We start from the raw sequence: 16593 nt of genomic DNA on the forward strand, positions 1-16593 counted from the left end.
TCACTGTTTGGGAAATTCATACCTCATTTTTAATTTTACTGCGCCTGTACCCAGGGGTATAGGCCTGCTACCAATTATAACGTTTTCTATGACTCCCCTCAGCTCGTCCACTTCGCCCCTCAGCGCGGCCTCGACGAGGTTCTTGACTGTTACCTCGAAGCTTGCCCTCGCGAGTACGCTTCCCTTTTCGCCTGCCACGCCGTGCCTGCCGACCTGCCTAACCTTGCCGGAATAGGTCATCGCGTCTGCAACCATCATGATGTGCCTGTAGTCCACGTCTAGGCCGTGGTCGTCTAGGACCCTCTTTATCTCCTTGATTATCGCGTTTCTCGCCGCCTCGATGCCGAGAACCTCGTATATCTCCATTATGTTGTTTGTAGTCGTCCTGGTCGGGTCGACCCCCTCTATGCCTAGAACAGCCTTCAGGTTGCTTCCCTCTGTCAGAATAACGTACTCCACGAGCTCGCCGTTGTCGTCCCTCACAGGCTTGACAATCGCGTGTTTTATGCCCTTTATGCCCTTTATCCTGAGTCCCAGAACCCTGTCATACATCCTCCTTAGCTTCGTCAACTCTTCTAGGCCCGTGTAGAAAATCACCGTGTTGCCTTCCCGCTCGATTCTGCCCTTCTTACCCTTTACCTTTTCAAGCGCGCTCTCTACGTCTTCGAAGGTTACACCCCTGTTCTCCATCATCTCTGGGTCAAACTCCATGATGATGGCGAACTGGTAGAAGTCTATCGTGATCGTGTTGCAAAGGTTCTCGATTGTGGTCAGCTCTATCTCCTTCGCAATCTTAAGCGCGAAGTCGAGGTCTTTGGCGTGGCTGGGGTCAAGATAGATCTCCATCAGAGGCGTCGACGGCTCGCGCCTCAAGTCGACTATTTCTATGAGGCGCGGCAGTCCGAGCGTCACGTTTAGCTCTCTTACTCCTGCAAAGTGGAAGGTTCTTAGGGTCATCTGGGTTGCAGGCTCTCCAAGGGACTGGGCGGCAACCATTCCTACGGCTTCTCCCGGCGCAACGAGGCTCGACAGGTATCTGCGTATCGCCTCGTTTATTACTTGTAGTGCCTCGTCCCTGGTCAGCTTTGCGTCGAGTATTTTCTGGTACAGCTCTTTGCGTAGGGAGAGAGGCAACGTTTCGTGGTATTTCTCGATCTCGTTCCAGAGCTCTTCTGGAGACATAACGTTTGCTTCCTTACTCATGCCTTTCACCCCTCATCGCAAGAACTTTCTTAATCAACTTGTCTACGTCTACCGGCTTCCCGTGGTCACTCCTAGACGGGTCGACGCCGTCCTCGCCGTACCTGTACTGTATCACTAGGCCCTCGCTGTTCCTCACGGTGCCGTCGTAGGACACGTAGAAGTCCTGCATTGCGCTCTGGAGCCTGCGGTACATGTATCCGGACTGGGCAGTCCTAACGGCCGTGTCTACCAGTCCCTCTCTTCCAGAAATCGCGTGGAAGAAGAACTCTTCTGGGGACAGGCCCCTGCGGAAAGAGCTCTGGACGAAGCCCTTGGCCTGTGGAGACAGGTCGTTGACAGGGAAGTGTGACAGCGTCCTACCGCTGTAGCCCCTCTCTATCCTCTTGCCCCTAACCGACTGCTGTCCGACAATCGCGGCCATCTGTGTCAGGTTCAGCATGCTTCCCCTTGCTCCCGTCCTAGCCATTATGACCGCGTGGTTAAGTAGTCCAAGGTGCCTGCTAACTATTTCTCCAGCCCTCGTCCTCGCCTCAGCCAGCACATTCATTATGAGGTCCTCGAGGGTCTCCTTACGAGTCTTGCCCGGCATCGGCTGGAGCTCTCCAGACCTGTACTGCTCTATGAGCTCCTGGACCCTCTTTTCTGCCTCCCTTACTATTTCCTGCACGTCCCTCTCTGCCTCTGGGGGTATCTCTACGCTGTCGACACCCATCGTGAAGCCGTACTTGTCGAGGTACTCTACAAAGACCTTAAACATGCCGTCCATTAGCTCCCTGGCCTTTTCCACGCCGTATTCACGTACAATCTCGTGTAGGACGGTTCCATGCTTCTCTGCGCCGATAGCCTGCTTATCAAAGACTCCTAGCAGGAGCTTGCCGTCCTTGATCAGGATGTAGCCGTCGTTCTCACAGTACTCCTCGTCACATTTCCCAGAAGAGGGTGCAACACTTGCGCGTCCAACATAGTTGAGGCCCTTTGGCAGAAACATGCTGACTAGCTGTTTCCCTGTCCAGTAGGGCCCCGGCTTGAGTATCGCTGGCTCGACTAGGGGCTCAGAGTTGTTTCCGAGGTAGAGCAGCCTTAGGGCCTCCTTCTTGTCTAGGAGCGTGTCCTTCCTAGTCAACAGGTAAGCCCCAGTAATATAATCGTGTAGACCACCGATGATCGGCGCCCCATATCGCGCCGTCATGATGTGTCTCTCCACGAGCATCAGCTCCCTTGCCTCGGCCCGGGCCTCCTCGCTCTGCGGCACGTGTAGGTTCATCTCGTCACCGTCGAAGTCCGCGTTGTAGGGTATAGTTACGAGGAGGTTTAGGCGGAAAGTCTTGTATGGGAGAACCCTCACCACGTGTGCCATTATCGATATCCTGTGTAGCGAGGGCTGCCTGTTAAACAAGACGATGTCGCCGTCCATGAGGTGCCTCTCAACAATGTAGCCCGGCGCCAGGGCCTGGCTGAGCTCCTCCCTGTGCTTAGCGAATCGCAGGTCAATCCTGGACCCGTCCGGCTTTATGATGTAGTTAGCGCCTGGCCAAACGTCGGGGCCATTAATGACGAGCTGCCTCATTTTCTCGATGTTCCAGGAGGTGACCTTTTCGGGCACAGTCAATACCTTTGCAACGTCTATCGGGACACCGACCTCGTTAATGCTGAGGTTAGGGTCAGGAGAAATGACCGTCCTGGAAGAGAAGTCTACACGTTTCCCAGCAAGGCTCCCCCTAAACCTTCCCTCCTTGCCTTTCAGACGCTGTGCAAGGGTCCTAAGGGCCCTTCCAGACCTGTGCCTAGCAGGCGGTATACCTGGAAGCTCGTTGTCGAAATACGTCGCGACGTGGTACTGGAGAAGACCCCAGAGATCCTCGATAACTAGGGATGGGGAGCCAGAGTCAATGTTCTCCTTGAGCCTCTGGTTGACACGGATAATGTCGACAAGCTTGTGTGTCAAGTCGTCTTCCGAGCGGTCTCCAGACTCGAGCGTGATAGACGGCCTAACGCTTGGAGGAACAACGGGGACAACCCTTAGAACCATCCACTCGGGCCTAGCCTCCTTGGGGTCTATGCCTACTACCTCGAGGTCCTTGTCGGGTATCCTTGAGAGGCGCTCCCATATCTCTAGGGGCGTCAGCCTGACAAGGCCCTCCTCCCTCTCCTCGTAGAACGTGTAGGGCTTGTCAACCTTGATCTTGTACTGTGGGGCGTGGCAGTGGGGGCACTCCGTTGCCTTTGCGGCCTCTTTTAGCAATGTGTTGGCGTACTTTATCTTTAGGCTGGGCCACTTGCGTGAATAAACCTCCATCCTTTTCCTGGCCTTCTCTATGCGCTCCTCGTCGAGCTTAAGCCTGCCACACTTGCTACAAGTAGCCTTCAGGAGCAAAGCGATATACGGGGTGAACTCTGGGTGGACGACGGGCCGGGCCAGCTCGATGTAGCCAAAGTGCCCGGGACAATTCGTGAACCTATTGCCACACGTCTGGCAGACAGCTCCAGGCTCTATTGAGCCCATCCTCCTGTCCATCAGACCTCCTGGAATCGGGAAGCCCTCGTCGTCGTACAGCTCGCTTGTCTCTATCCTTAGGACGGCGAGCTTCCTAATCATTTCTGGCGAGAGAATGCCGAACTTTAGCCCGGCAATTATCTTGGACGACTCGCGTGTACTCATACCCATCACCTATGCATGTACCTTGTCTTTTAACAGTATCTTTACTGAGAGGCCTAGACCCTGGAGCTCCTGTAGCAACAGCTTGAACGCATAGGACACCTCTACTGGGTGCAGGACACCCTTGTCCCCACACACTGGGCATACGGGGGCGTTCTTCTTCGCGTCAAACCACCCCATGTAGCCACAGTTCTCGCAAACCCAGATAGTGGTCTTGTCCGAGCTGTCTAGAAGCCTCTCCCTCAGCAACATGGATGCACCGTGACCGACCAGGCAGTCCTTCTCCATTTCTCCGAACCTTAGACCGCCCTCCCTCGCCCTTCCCTCTGTTGGCTGCCTCGTCAGTATCTGGACTCTTCCCCTTGCACGTGCATGCATCTTGTCGGCTACAAGGTGGTGCAACTTTTCATAATACACCACGCCGATGAATATCTCTGCCTCAAGCTTCTCTCCGGTTATACCGTTGTAGAGGACTTCCTTGCCGTCGCTCCTGAAGCCATAGCTCTTCAGTATTTCACGTATGTCTTCCAGCGACGGGGGCTCGAAAGCCGTGGCATCTATACGCGTGCCTTTGAGGGCCGCCGCCTTCCCAGTTAGGGCCTCCAGCAACTGTCCAACGGTCATACGTGACGGGATGGCGTGGGGGTTGATCAATAGGTCAGGCGTTATGCCTTCCTCGGTGAACGGCATGTCTTCTTGTGGGACAAGCATGCCCACTACTCCTTTCTGTCCGTGGCGCGACGCAAACTTGTCTCCAAGCTCTGTCGGCCTCAGGTCCCTGACCCTTACCTTTACGAGCTTTATTCCTTCCTGGCTCTCCATTATTAGAACCCTGTCAACTATACCCTTCTCGCCGTGCCTCAGGGTGACAGACGTGTCCTTCCTCCTAGACATGACCCTCGGCTCGAAAGTGCTCGTATAGAACCTCGGCGGGCTCGTCCTGCCAACTAGAACCTGGCCTCCGTGAAGCTCTGACTCCACGTAGGCAATGCCGTCGACTGGGTCAACGTTTTCGTATGCCTGTGCCGACTTTATGTCGAGGAGCTCTTCCTCCATCTTGGGCTTCTCGATCCTGTCCTCAAGGCCGCCCGGGTACCTCCTCTCCTCGACCTCGTACGTCCTGAAGAAGACAGACCTCGACATGCCACGCTCTATCGCGGCCTTGTTTATGACGACTGCATCCTGGATGTTGTATCCACCGCTCGTCAGCACTGCTACGACCATGTTTGTCCCGTAGGGCAGGTTGTCGAGCGGGATAAGGTCGAAGATGCGTGTCTTTACGAGTGGCTTCTGTGGATAGTACATTACATGCATCCTGGGATCCATCCTAAGCTTGAAGTTGTAGTGGGGTATGCCTAGGGACTGCTTGGCCATTGCCGCCTGGTAAGAGTTTCTCGGAGACTGGTTGTACTCGATGAACGGAATAGTCAAAGCGATTATCCCCAGCATTGCCGCAGGCACAATCTCCATGTGCGTGTGCTGGGGAGTAAGCTGTGAGGGGTCGCTGGCGACAAGCGCGTTTTCCTCTTCCTCCGCGTCTAGGTACTCAACGATGCCGTTCTCTATGAGGTCGCTCCACGTCCACTGGCCCTTCTTAAGCAACTCGACGTGCTCGTGCGTGAGCTTGGGGACACCGTTCTCCACGATTATTAGGGGCCTCCTAATCCTCCCTGCGTCACAGTTAATGTATACCTCTTCTATTGCACCCTGGACCCCGCCAACATTGTACTCGCTAATGTAGTAGGCCACGTTTATCTCGTGGCTTATCCTTCCCTCCCTCCTCAGCTTCCTAATTGTCCCGGCCAGCTCCCTCCCATTCTCCACGTAGCCAATAAGCCTGCCATTCAGGTATACACGGGCACCAGCCACCCTCTGCCCAATAGTCCTCTCGATAGGCGTAACCCCCAGCCTAGAAACAAGCAGATCATAGACCTGCTTCTCGTCCGCCCCGTTCGAGACAGTAGCAAGGAGCGCCAGGTTCTTGACCAGCCCACAGTTCTGCCCCTCGGGGCTCTCGACCGGGCAGAGCCTCCCAAGCTGCGTAGAGTGGAGCTCCCTCGCCTCGAAGTGTGGCTGTGTACGGGAAAGCGGCGAGACAACCCTCCTGAGGTGCGACAACGTAGAAAGATAGTTTGTCCTGTCGAGGATCTGGCTCACGCCCGTCCTCCCGCCCACCCAGTTGCCCGTAGCCAAGGCGTGTTTAAGCCTGTCAGTAATGATGTCGGGCCTAGCAATACTGATCAGATTGATGTCCCTGGACTTCGTCGTGTGCCTCTCGATAGAGTAGGTCATCTCTTTGACAAGCTGCCTAAAGGCCACACGGAAAACCTGTGCAATGAGCTCGCCAGCGTGTCTAAGCCTCTTGTTGACAAGGTGGTCCTTGTCGTCTGGGCCACGCATCCCAAGCTTGAGCTCCAGGAGCCGCGACACCATCTGGCCAACAAAGAAGGCCTTCGAGACCCTCGCGTTCGGAGTTCTGCCAATATGTGGAAGGAAGTTCTCGTCTAGAACCTGCTGTGCACGCTCTATCCTCACGTTCTTGGGCTGTCCAGGCGAGACCCTCGAGCCAATGTAGTCCAGCGCCTCCTCCACGCTCGAAGCAATCTTGGTCTGCTCCATCAATACAGGCAGGAACTCCTGCTGGATAATAGGGTCGCCACTAATAGCGTAGACAATGTCCTTGTCCGTCTTCAGCCCGAGAGCCCTCATCAAGACAACTACAGGTATCTTTGTGGGGCACGCGGGGAAAGAGGCATAAATCATGCCGTCCTTCGTCCTCTCGATCGTCAGGGGGGACCTCTGCCCAGAAGAAACACTGAAAACCTTCGCAGTATGCGTGACAGAGCTACTAGCACCACCATAGTCAACGAGAACCCTGTTCACGGCGAGGTCTTCCTGCATCACGATGACGCGCTCAGACCCGTTAACGATAAAGTATCCTCCAGGGTCATAGGGATCCTCCCCATACTTGATGAGCTCGTCCTCGCTGGTAATCGTGCTGAGGACACACTTCTTGCTCTTCACCATTATCGGCAAGTAGCCTATGAACACTGACTCTGTCCTCCTCTCCTCCCCGTCCACGTAGAGGCTCATAGTCAGGTAGAGCGGGGCAGCATAGGTGATGTTCCTGAGCCTAGCAATCATAGGCGTCAAAGCCACGTCGGAGCCGTCCGCCTCGCGGAAAACCGGCTGGCCAACCTCGATCTTGCCGAACCTGACCTCGACGCCCTGGCTCTCGACCTTTATTCCGCCTACCTCGTTAACTATTTCCTGCAGGCCCCTCTCGAGAAAAGCGTTAAAAGAGTCCAGGTGCTGCCTAACAAGCCCCAGCTCGTCCACGTAAGCCTTGACAAGGGCCCAGCGGTCACTGCTAGACAGCCTAGCCACACTTGGTCTACTCATCCCTTCATCACCAGCCTAAAGGCCACAGACTCCCCAGCAGTCGGGCTCTTCCTAATAATCATTACGACGTCTCCAGGCTTAGCCTTAAGCGCCCTCGCAACCGGGTCAGTAGAATAGATCCAGGGCAAGTCAGACTTCTTCAGGCCCATAGCCCTTAGAATCCTTAGAGCCTCCTCCTCAGACAGCAAGACATGTTTGGGAACCAGCTCATGTTCCAAAACATTGAACTTTTTCGGCATAACAAACCCTTACCGCGTAGCTAGAAACTATTGACAAAAACTTGTTTTTTAAACTTTTCTTTCAAAGAAAAAACGAGAAAAACTGGCGGGCCGGCCGGGATTTGAACCCGGGACCTATGGGTTAAAAGCCTCGACGTGCACCACGCCATCGCTCTACCTAGCTGAGCTACCGGCCCCACCAGAAACACAAAACACACATCAGGTTTTAAAATTTTTTGCGAATCATCTCGGCACTCTGCAAGGGAAAACTCAAGGCGCCTCTCCTACACACACCTCAACCAATAAACAAAAGACACACATAAAGCCCAGTCACAGAACCCAATAGAAAGACACCCAAGCTCACCCAGCTAAATCTCTCAGATACCCGCGCGCTAACTCGATGAGATAAAGGACGAGCTTTCAATTCTTTCTGAGTTGCATCGGTCTTGCACAAATACGAGGCGAGGGGCTTGATTAGGATTCTCTTTCAATTTTTTCTGAGTTGCATCCCGGTAGCAATGAAGGGGGTAGCCGTTGCGTCCCCGATATTCTTTCAATTCTTTCTTAGTTGCATCTGAGCTGGAGTACGATGAGGTTAACTGTACTGAGCATCGAACTTTCAATTCTTTCTTAGTTGCATCGGGATACTCTAACGATTCATGTCTTTGATGGGAAAGAGTGGAAAGCCTTTCAATTCTTTCTGAGTTGCATCAGTGAGATATGGGACGACTTGGTTGATACCATTCGAAAGCGCTTTCAATTCTTTCATAGTTGCATCCTGAAGACGCTCATAGCATATGGATACCTGGACATGACTTTCAATTCTTTCTTAGTTGTATCCATACACCTCTTACCCAGCAGACTCGTGGACACTCAACCTCACCGCCTTTCAATTCTTTCTGAATTGCATCGAGGGTCAGAGCGTATACTTTGGCCCGACACATTGTCAATCACTTTCAATTCTTTCTGAGTTGCATCACGACTATACGATTCCGTCAGGGATAAGATTTGCGGCCTTGCTTTCAATTCTTTCTTAGTTGCATCGAAACCAATCGAACAACTTACGGTTTGGGATTAATTTTACTTTCAATTCTTTCTTAGTTGCATCAGACTTCTCTGATTAGAATGCTTATCCCCCACCTTCTACAAAGCTTTCAATTCTTTCTTAGTTGCATCTTGAGAAATAGTTTCGTAGTAGCTAACGCAGACGCCCTAACTTTCAATTCTTTCTTAGTTGCATCCGAATTGTTTTGCTCGGGTGGGGTTTATATGTTTAACGTTTATTTTTATCAAGAAGTCTGCAAAACTGCCCTAGCACTCAAATTTACCCGTTGGAAGCTTCTGAAACTTCCCTACTGGGAAGCTTCCCAGAATGCCCCGTTTTGGGTCGGGAATTTTTCCCGTAAACCTAAATTTAAAATAGGCTTCCTAACGAGAAACTTCATAAATAACTTTTAGTTTTCCTAATGGGAAAACATTGACAAAGTGGAAATGATGTTTGTCGTAGAAGATTCTAGGGGTCTTGGTGCCTGTGTTTGGTGTTTGTTGGGGCTAGGTTTTTGTTGTTCGACCCTTGGGGAGAAAACTTTATTACTCTAGGTTGGCTCTATTTTTCGGCTCTTTGGGCCCGTCGTCTAGCGGTTAGGATGTCGCCCTCACAAGGCGCCGTGTTTGGGGCTCGACTCTGGGAGCGGCGGAGGTCCCGGGTTCGAATCCCGGCGGGCCCACCATTGCCGCGTGTTTGCTGTATTTTTTCTCGTGTGTGGACCGCATTGTTTAAAAATGGTTTTGTCTTTGTTGATGGGGAAGTGGGGAGGAATGTCTCAGAGGGAGGTTACACTTGACGAGTTGACGGACCTGTGTCTGAGGAGGGGCTTTGTTTTCCCGAGTGGGAGAATCTATGGGGGGCTTTCCGGCTTCTTTGACTATGGCCCCCTCGGGGTTGAGCTTGCGAGGAACGTCTTGAATGACTGGTGGAGGTGGTTTGTTGAGACCAGGGACGACATGTACGGCATAGACGGCGCTATTATCACTCATCCTAGGACTTGGGAGGCTAGCGGGCACGTTGAGAGCTTTATCGACTACATCGTGGTCTGCGAGAAGTGTGGGACCGAGTACAGGGCCGATCACCTCTTGGAGGACTTAGGCATAAAGATCCCTGAGTATACTGCCGAGACGCTAAAGAGGCTGATAGAGGAGCACAACGTCAAGTGCCCAGCGTGTGGCGGCAGGCTCTCGGATCCCCAGAGGTTCAACTTGATGTTCAGCGTGGAGGTTGGGCCTAGGAAGTCCATGACCGCGTATCTAAGGCCTGAGACTGCCCAGCTAATATTCACGAACTTCAAGAACGTCGTGTTCAGCATGGGTGCTACTCTGCCATTCGGGATAGCCCAGATAGGCAAGGCTTTTAGGAACGAGATTTCGCCTAGGAACTTCCTTTTCAGGCTCAGGGAGTTCACACAGATGGAGATAGAGTACTTCGTGAACCCCGAGAAGCTCGACGACTGTCCACGCTTCGGCGATGTTGCAGGCCTAGAGGTAAACATGCTGACCGCTGAGGACCAGGAGAGGGGCATAGGCGAGGCCAGGAAAATGACCCTAGGCGAGGCAGTCGAGGCCGGGATAGTCAAGAGCAAGTGGCACGCGTACTGGATAGGAGAGTCGATAAAGTGGCTACACGGCCTCGGCCTCCGGCCGGAAAGGCTCAGGGTAAGGGAGCACGTGAAGACCGAGCTCGCCCACTACGCTGTCCAGACCTTCGACGTCGAGTACTATTTCCCGTACATGGGCTGGAAAGAGATAGAGGGTATAGCCAACAGGTCTGACTATGACCTCAAGCGCCACATACAGTACAGCGGCGAGGCTCTGCACATAGTCGACGACGGGAAGACAGTCGTCCCATACGTCATAGAGCCCTCGTTCGGGCTAGAAAGAATAATCATGGCCGTCCTGACGGACGCATACGTGAGGGAAGAAAAGAGGACACTCCTAAAACTAAAGCCGAAGATCGCCCCCTACAAGGCAGCCGTGTTCCCACTCGTGAAGCGCGACGGGCTAGACGTCAAGGCGCGTGAAGTATACGACAAGCTCAGGAGGGTCGTGAGGTGCTACTACGACGAAGACGGGAGCATAGGCAAGCGCTACGCGAAGGCAGACGAGATAGGCGTGCCCTTCACAATAACGATAGACGGGCAAACACTCACGGACAACACCGTCACGATACGCTTCAGAGACACAAAGCAACAAGTCAGAGAACATGTAGAAAAACTGCCCGAAAAAATCCTACAACTCGTAAACACCTAGGCTCAGATACCGTGCCGTCCAGTCACAATTCTTTCCGGCAAGTCACTCATCATCAACAATGAAAACCGTTAAACCATATTTATCCACAACGCAAAAAATGGAGCCCCGGCCGGGATTTGAACCCGGGACCTTCGGCTATCTCGAAGCCCCCAAACACTCGACCTTACAAGGCCGACGCTCCACCGGAGCTGAGCTACCGGGGCTTTTAGTGCGCTAGTCCACCATCACTATTCAACAAGGGGTTTTATTTTTTTCTCCAAAACCCCACGCCTAAACACATCCTCGAACACGCAGAGGGCAGACAAGCCAAACGCATGCCACAAAGCCACTTCAACTTTCAATTTTCCGGATATTCTAGATGAGTGATCTTTTTCCATACAGCAACCCTTCTAGGGAAGGCGGGAGACTGCTGGGCCCCTTGCTTCTACGAGACTATGCATAGGAAGCTTTAGCCGGGGCGTCACGCACCATCTAAATATACAGTTACTTAATGAGAAAAGTCTAACATGGGTCTACAATGGGTTACCTATTGTTTTTATCTGTATTTTTAGTTCGCGTTTAATAGCTTCCTCCTCCCTTTTGAAGCCATCATCAACCGTGACAAGTTCGTGTATCTCTTCCCCTGCTCCTTCAGGGCCGCAATATAGGCCAAGTGGAGAAGGTCGAGGATCTTAAGCCTGACCTTAGAAGACAGCTCTATGGCTAACGCGAGCGGCAAGTAAAAATCGCCCAAGGGACAAATGTTTCCCCGGCCATCAATTCTCCTATACTGAAGGCCGAACCTCTTCAACACGTAGAGGAGAACAACGGGCACTGCCAACTCGTCTCTAACCCCAATCCTCCTCAGCGTCTTGTGCAACACGGTTCTCCTCCTCGAAACTATGCTTGCAAGCTCCGCCAACACAAGCTCCGACACCCTTTTGTCCCTCAATTTCTCTAGCACTCCTAGGGCCAACTCGCGCCGAGGATCAAGAGGATCAAGAGAAGCCACAACAACGCTCGTATCGATGTAACTCATCTCTCCCTCTCCTCCAGAAGCTGCCGCGTCGCACCGCCCAGCTCTACCGGTATCCTGCCCTCTACCTTTTCGAGCTCGAAAAGCCTCTCAACTGCCTCCAACACCTCAGACACATAGGCAAGCTTGACGCCGAGCCGGACAAGCTCCCTAATGGCCTCGCTCCGTGACCGAAAAACACCATACTTCACAAGCACATCTATCTTCTTCAGCTCATCTTCACCCAGCCTGACGGGACAACCCTTGAACCCACAAGTATACATAGATGTATACATATAAAATATCTTTCCAACAAGCACTGCGCCGAACAACACCTAGCGCGCTTCTTAGCTGCCTAGCGGACTACAAGAAAAGGCAACATACACGGCGAGCTTGTCCTTTCAATTCTTTCTTAGTTGCATCCACGATTACGCTTGGAGCCGGTAACCCCAATGTAGTCAACTTTCAATTCTTTCTTAGTTGCATCGGAGACCCCCTGCTAAGAGAAGGAATTAAAATAGCGGACTTTCAATTCTTTCTTAGTTGCATCACAAGCTTGTACAGTACGTCTTGAAGTATTACGGCACCTTGAACTTTCAATTCTTTCTTAGTTGCATCAGATTTATTGTTATGAAGATTGGAGACAAGAGGTTTCTCCTTTCAATTCTTTCTTAGTTGCATCGCTCTTGTAGTTTACGCCATATTCGTATAGCGGCTCGCTTTCAATTCTTTCTTAGTTGCATCTGTACAGCTTCACTGTCGCAGTGGGGCTACTTGGATATGCATCTTTCAATTCTTTCTTAGTTGCATCCGATTTGTTTTGCTCGGACGCGGTTGATATGTTTAACGTTTAATTTTATCAAGAAGTCGGCAAAACTGCCCCAGCACTCAAAATTACTCGTTGGAAACTTCTGAAACTTCCCATACGGGAGGCTTCCCGAAACACCCCGTTTAAGGTCGGGACGTTTTCCCGTAATCTCTTTTTAAAATAATCCTCTCGTCGAGAAACTTCATAAATAACTTTTAGTCTTCAAATGTATGCATGTTATGAGTTTCTATGTGGCATCTTCTTTGGTGCATCTACGTCTCTTAGATGTGTTGTGGTGGGTCTCTGTTTCTCTTGGTTGGTGTGGGGTTGGCTTGCTGTGTGGGTGCTAGAAATACTTAAAGGTGGGCTTGGTTTTACTATGGATATGAGTGAGGCTGGTATATCGTTTAGGGCGAAGGTCACGAATATCTCGCTTGTGGATACACCATTCGGCGAGAAGCTTATCAGGCTTGAGCTGACGGAGGAGAGGGAGGTGCCTGGCCCCGTGGTGATACAGCGGGACGACAGCGAGATCGCTAGGGAGATTGCGCCGATAATTTCCCAGGTGATGCGCATGATGCCGGGGCTCTCTGGCAACGTGATGAAGATCCCCAGGGTAACCGTGGTGCTTACGGAGGACGAGTGGGAGAGCTTCGCGGAGAAGCCCAGCATTGGGGACTTCTTTACTGTAGAGGTTTCGGGAAAAATAATCAGGTTAAAGAGGGAGTAGGGCCGCTAGGGCGGATGCAGTTTTAGGTATTTTAGGGGTATCTCTTGGATCTTTCCCTCGGGCGTCCAGCGGACAATGATTATTGGCAGGAGGCCGGACTCGAGCTCCTTCTCGGCTATGCGTATAGCGTCTGTTTCGTGGGACCCCACCTCTACGAGGACGGGGGCGCCCAGAGAGATCTGGAGGGCCCTGATGCCAATGATCTTGGCTCGCTCGAAGCGTGTGAGCCACGGGGGACCAATTTTTATTTCAAATCCTTTTTCCTCTGAACCTAGATTATCTTGACTAATCATAAGGACAAGAATGACAAAAATAAATGTATTTAAGTTTTTTTATCTAGGAAAAAGGTGGTTTAGAACTCGGGCTTCTCTTCTTCGCCGCCCTTTTTCTCCTTCTCCTTGGACTTGGGCGGCTGGGCGGCGATGATGTCGTCGATCCTCATGATCATTACTGCGGCCTCAGTGGCGCTCTTCAGTACCTGCTTCTTTACCACGGCAGGCTCTGTGACGCCTATCTTGTACATGTTCTCGATCTTGCCAGTATAGGCGTTGATGCCTGCCCACTTTTCTCCCTTTGCGTGTCTAGACTTGAGCTCTGCGAGGACGGTGACGGGGTCTTCTCCGGCATTCTGTATAAGTATGCTTACAAAGTTCTCAAGGGCGTCAGCGTACTTGTTGACGGCTAGCTGCTCCCTGCTGGGCAGAGTCCTAGCGAAGTCTCTAAGCCTCATGGCGAGCTCTATTTCTACTGCTCCTCCGCCGGCGACGATCTTGGGCTCCCTGATAACGTTCCTGACAACGCTCAGCGCGTCGTGGATAGCCCTCTCAGCCTCGTCTACGACGTGGTCTGCTCCGCCCCTTACTAGTATTGTGACGCTCTTGGGGTTGGGGCATCCCTCTACGAAGACCATCTTCTCGTCTGCAACCTTCCTCTCCTCGACGAGCCCAGCTGTTCCGAGGGCCTCAGGCGAGATGTCCTCTACACGTGTAAGTATCTTCGCTCCAGTAGCACGGGCAAGCTTCTCCATATCACTCTTCTTCACACGCCTAACAGCCATAATACCGGCCTTAGCAAGATAATACTGAGCAACATCATCAATACCCTTCTGACAGAAAACAACATTAGCACCACTCTCCTTAATCTTCTCTACCTTCTTCCTCAGTATCTCTGCCTCCTGGTCTAGGAACATCTTTAGCTGCTCCGGGTTGGTGACGTTTATCTTCGCGGTCCACTCTGGCTTCTCGATCTCGAGAGGCGCGTCGAGCAGAGCAATCTTGGCGTTGGTGACCCTCTTCGGCATCGCCGGGTGCACAACCTCCTTGTCTAGGACAATGCCCTTAATAAGGGTGGTCTCAGTTATGCTTTCGCCCCTCTTCTTCTCGACCTTGATGTCGTCCAGGCTGAGGTCGTACTTGCCGTCCTTCTTCTCGACAACGTTTAGGGCAGCGTCCACAATTATCTTTGCAAGGAAGTCCCTAAAGTCGGCAACAACCTTGCTCGAAAGAGCAGTCTTGGCCACGTTCTCTAGGACAGTCCTGTCGAGCGGGTCAACCTTCTCGGCAATCTCGTCCACTATCCTTGTAGCCTCGACAAGGGCCTTCTCGTATCCCTCGACAATAGTGGTCGGGTGGATCTCCTGGTCCAGGAGCTCCTCGGCGTTGGCCAGAAGCTGCCCAGCAAGGACAACCACGCTGGTCGTTCCGTCGCCGACCTCGTCGTCCTGGGCCTTAGCAATCTCGACCATCATCTTTGCGGCCGGGTGCTGAACCTCCATCTCTTTCAGGATAGTCGCGCCGTCACCAGTAATTGTGGCATTGCCAAAAGAGTCTACGAGTAGCTTGTCCATGCCCCTAGGACCAAGACTACTAGCCATAGCCTCGGCGATGACCTTCGCGGCGTAAATGTTGGACTTCCTGGCGTCTCTCCCAGTTGTCCTCTGGGTTCCCTCCTTAAGTATCAATACAGGAATTTGACCTACCGGCTGAGACATATCTACTTCACCAGCACTTCTCAAAAATTATCGCTTCTATAAAAACTTTTCTATAGGGAAAACAAGCCCAAAGAGAATGAGAAAGGGCAACAAATAAATAACGACAAAAACCTAAACCCCACGTGAAGGACTCGGAAAAAGAGATACTAATCTACGCTATAGCGATAATCGTCGTCTTCGTAGTACTCTTCATGTTCTCCAGCATAAAGACCCCACACCTCCTAACACCCATAGCTGTCGTCTCGAGCTGGTCCATGGAGCCCGTATTACATGTCGGAGACATAGTAATAGTAACGGGACAAGAAAACTACACCCCAGGAGACATTGTCCTATACTACTCCGGTCAAGACATAATTGTTCACAGGATAATAAAAACACAAGGATACAACTACACGGTCAAAGGCGACGCCAACCCCGTGCCCGACCCAATACAGCCAACAAACGACATTATCCTCGGCAAAGTAGAAGTCGTGGTCCCCTACATAGGTAGCCTAAGACTAATGCTAAACCCACTAATCGAGTATGTCCAAAAATACATCATAAAACCACTACTTGAATTCCTCCGCGGTGGCTAGACGGGGCCTAAACACTGTTTTCTGTATCGACGCTTTCCATGCAGAAAGGGAAAAAGAGCCTTATCTCTAAACATAGTTTTTAAGGCTTAAAAATATATATGTCCTTTATTAAACCATAAATAAAAAGGGGTGATAAAAATAGCAAAACAACCCACATATGAAATACAAAACGTTGTAGCCTCCGTGACGCTAAACCAGCGGCTAGACCTAGAAAAAATAGCGGAACGTATTCCTCATGCTGAATATTCGCCTGAGCAGTTCCCGGGACTCGTTTTGAGGCTTCCAAGGCCCAAGACGGCGACGCTGATCTTTAGCAGTGGCAAGATGGTCTGTACGGGCGCGAAGTCGGAGGCGGAGGTACAGAAGGCGGTCAAAAGCATTATCAAGCTGTTGAAGGCGCACGGCATAGACATAAAGAACGAGCCGATAATCGAGGTGCAGAACATTGTTGCGAGTGCAAACCTCAGGGGCACGGTGGACCTTGAGCGTGCCGCGTTCCTGTTAGAGAACTCGATGTATGAGCCTGAACAGTTCCCTGGGCTCATTTACAGGATGTCTGACCCGAAGGTCGTGCTATTGATCTTCAGCAGTGGAAAGGTCGTGTGTACAGGGGCTAAGAAGGAGGAGGAAGTGAGGAGGGCTGTGGACAATATTCATAAGTTGTTGAAGGAGCAAGGCGTCTTGTTCGAAGAGCCATAAATATAAAATTTTTTT

12 protein-coding genes, 3 tRNA genes and 2 CRISPR repeat arrays are annotated in these 16593 nt (G+C 51.8%); of the genes, 5 read left to right on the plus strand and 10 right to left on the minus strand.

Features of this window, described 5'->3' with window-relative positions; all coding sequences use genetic code 11:
• The 5 genes from rpoA2 to N186_RS02280 form a co-directional block, all read right to left on the minus strand.
• A complete protein-coding gene (gene rpoA2, locus N186_RS02260; protein WP_020962157.1) occupies positions 1-1203 on the minus strand; it encodes a DNA-directed RNA polymerase subunit A'' in 1203 nt (400 codons plus the stop codon).
• Positions 1196-3868 (minus strand): DNA-directed RNA polymerase subunit A', encoded by a 2673-nt coding sequence (locus N186_RS02265; RefSeq protein WP_020962158.1) that lies wholly within the window; start codon positions 3866-3868, stop codon positions 1196-1198. Before N186_RS02265 ends, rpoA2 begins: the two co-directional genes overlap by 8 nt.
• Positions 3869-3871: 3 nt before the next feature.
• On the minus strand, positions 3872-7261 hold the full coding sequence (locus N186_RS02270; protein ID WP_020962159.1) for a DNA-directed RNA polymerase subunit B: 3390 nt from the start codon (positions 7259-7261) through the stop codon (positions 3872-3874).
• On the minus strand, positions 7258-7500 hold the full coding sequence (locus tag N186_RS02275) for a DNA-directed RNA polymerase subunit H (protein WP_020962160.1): 243 nt from the start codon (positions 7498-7500) through the stop codon (positions 7258-7260). The genes N186_RS02270 and N186_RS02275 overlap by 4 nt, the downstream gene beginning before the upstream one ends.
• Before the next feature lie 83 nt (positions 7501-7583).
• Positions 7584-7676 (minus strand) — tRNA-Lys (locus tag N186_RS02280).
• A gap of 220 nt (positions 7677-7896) precedes the next feature.
• Positions 7897-8720: direct repeats of the CRISPR family, unit length 25 nt; unit sequence CTTTCAATTCTTTCTTAGTTGCATC.
• Between the two features lie 382 nt (positions 8721-9102).
• On the opposite strand from N186_RS02280, the gene N186_RS02290 reads away from it, so the two are divergent.
• Together N186_RS02290 and N186_RS02295 are read left to right on the plus strand one after the other, a co-directional pair.
• Positions 9103-9209: transfer RNA gene (locus N186_RS02290), tRNA-Val, on the plus strand.
• Between the two features lie 88 nt (positions 9210-9297).
• On the plus strand, positions 9298-10782 hold the full coding sequence (locus N186_RS02295) for a glycine--tRNA ligase (protein WP_187147044.1): 1485 nt from the start codon (positions 9298-9300) through the stop codon (positions 10780-10782).
• A gap of 98 nt (positions 10783-10880) precedes the next feature.
• Here the strand turns inward: N186_RS02295 and N186_RS02300 are convergent.
• The 3 genes from N186_RS02300 to N186_RS02310 all read right to left on the minus strand — a co-directional run bounded on the left by N186_RS02300 (position 10881) and on the right by N186_RS02310 (position 12072).
• A tRNA-Thr gene (locus N186_RS02300) sits at positions 10881-10985 on the minus strand.
• Positions 10986-11329: 344 nt separating this feature from the next.
• Entirely contained in the window at positions 11330-11800 is a 471-nt protein-coding gene (locus N186_RS02305) for a PIN domain-containing protein (protein WP_148681987.1), read from the minus strand.
• Positions 11797-12072 carry a ribbon-helix-helix domain-containing protein gene (locus tag N186_RS02310; RefSeq protein WP_240366750.1) on the minus strand — a complete coding sequence of 92 codons (276 nt, stop codon included), beginning with the start codon at positions 12070-12072 and terminating at the stop codon, positions 11797-11799. The genes N186_RS02305 and N186_RS02310 overlap by 4 nt, the downstream gene beginning before the upstream one ends.
• 102 nt (positions 12073-12174) lie before the next feature.
• A CRISPR array of direct repeats spans positions 12175-12587; the repeat unit is 25 nt; unit sequence CTTTCAATTCTTTCTTAGTTGCATC.
• Positions 12588-12903: 316 nt separating this feature from the next.
• Between N186_RS02310 and N186_RS02315 the strand changes: the two genes are divergently transcribed.
• Positions 12904-13314: an arcadin 1 gene (locus N186_RS02315; RefSeq protein ID WP_148681988.1), complete on the plus strand. Its 411-nt coding sequence runs from the start codon at positions 12904-12906 to the stop codon at positions 13312-13314.
• Positions 13315-13319: 5 nt separating this feature from the next.
• On the opposite strand, the gene N186_RS02320 is transcribed toward N186_RS02315, so the two are convergent.
• Together N186_RS02320 and thsA are read right to left on the minus strand one after the other, a co-directional pair.
• Complete coding sequence (locus N186_RS02320) at positions 13320-13607, minus strand: DNA-directed RNA polymerase subunit K (protein ID WP_020962166.1); 288 nt, start codon at positions 13605-13607, stop codon at positions 13320-13322.
• A 59-nt stretch (positions 13608-13666) separates the two neighbouring features.
• On the minus strand, positions 13667-15304 hold the full coding sequence (thsA, locus tag N186_RS02325) for a thermosome subunit alpha (protein WP_020962167.1): 1638 nt from the start codon (positions 15302-15304) through the stop codon (positions 13667-13669).
• A 122-nt stretch (positions 15305-15426) separates the two neighbouring features.
• Here thsA and N186_RS02330 point away from each other — a divergent pair, with 122 nt between their 5' ends.
• A complete protein-coding gene (locus N186_RS02330) occupies positions 15427-15879 on the plus strand; it encodes a signal peptidase I (RefSeq protein WP_020962168.1) in 453 nt (150 codons plus the stop codon).
• Between the two features lie 138 nt (positions 15880-16017).
• Positions 16018-16578, plus strand: coding sequence for a TATA-box-binding protein (locus N186_RS02335; protein ID WP_052885627.1), 561 nt, complete (start codon positions 16018-16020; stop codon positions 16576-16578).
• The last annotated feature ends 15 nt before the right edge of the window (positions 16579-16593 follow it).

It is taken from the genome of Thermofilum adornatum (genome assembly GCF_000446015.1).
Lineage (GTDB): Archaea > Thermoproteota > Thermoprotei > Thermofilales > Thermofilaceae > Thermofilum > Thermofilum adornatum.

What these genes read in the sequence shown, in the direction of transcription:
- N186_RS02265 (WP_020962158.1), bottom strand. Translation starts at nt 3,868, where the DNA reads ATGGGTATGAGTACACGCGAGTCGTCCAAGATAATTGCCGGGCTAAAG.
- N186_RS02320 (WP_020962166.1), bottom strand. Translation starts at nt 13,607, where the DNA reads ATGATTAGTCAAGATAATCTAGGTTCAGAGGAAAAAGGATTTGAAATA.
- N186_RS02295 (WP_187147044.1), top strand. Translation starts at nt 9,298, where the DNA reads ATGTCTCAGAGGGAGGTTACACTTGACGAGTTGACGGACCTGTGTCTG.
- N186_RS02305 (WP_148681987.1), bottom strand. Translation starts at nt 11,800, where the DNA reads ATGAGTTACATCGATACGAGCGTTGTTGTGGCTTCTCTTGATCCTCTT.
- N186_RS02275 (WP_020962160.1), bottom strand. Translation starts at nt 7,500, where the DNA reads ATGCCGAAAAAGTTCAATGTTTTGGAACATGAGCTGGTTCCCAAACAT.
- N186_RS02310 (WP_240366750.1), bottom strand. Translation starts at nt 12,072, where the DNA reads ATGTATACATCTATGTATACTTGTGGGTTCAAGGGTTGTCCCGTCAGG.
- rpoA2 (WP_020962157.1), bottom strand. Translation starts at nt 1,203, where the DNA reads ATGAGTAAGGAAGCAAACGTTATGTCTCCAGAAGAGCTCTGGAACGAG.
- thsA (WP_020962167.1), bottom strand. Translation starts at nt 15,304, where the DNA reads ATGTCTCAGCCGGTAGGTCAAATTCCTGTATTGATACTTAAGGAGGGA.
- N186_RS02270 (WP_020962159.1), bottom strand. Translation starts at nt 7,261, where the DNA reads ATGAGTAGACCAAGTGTGGCTAGGCTGTCTAGCAGTGACCGCTGGGCC.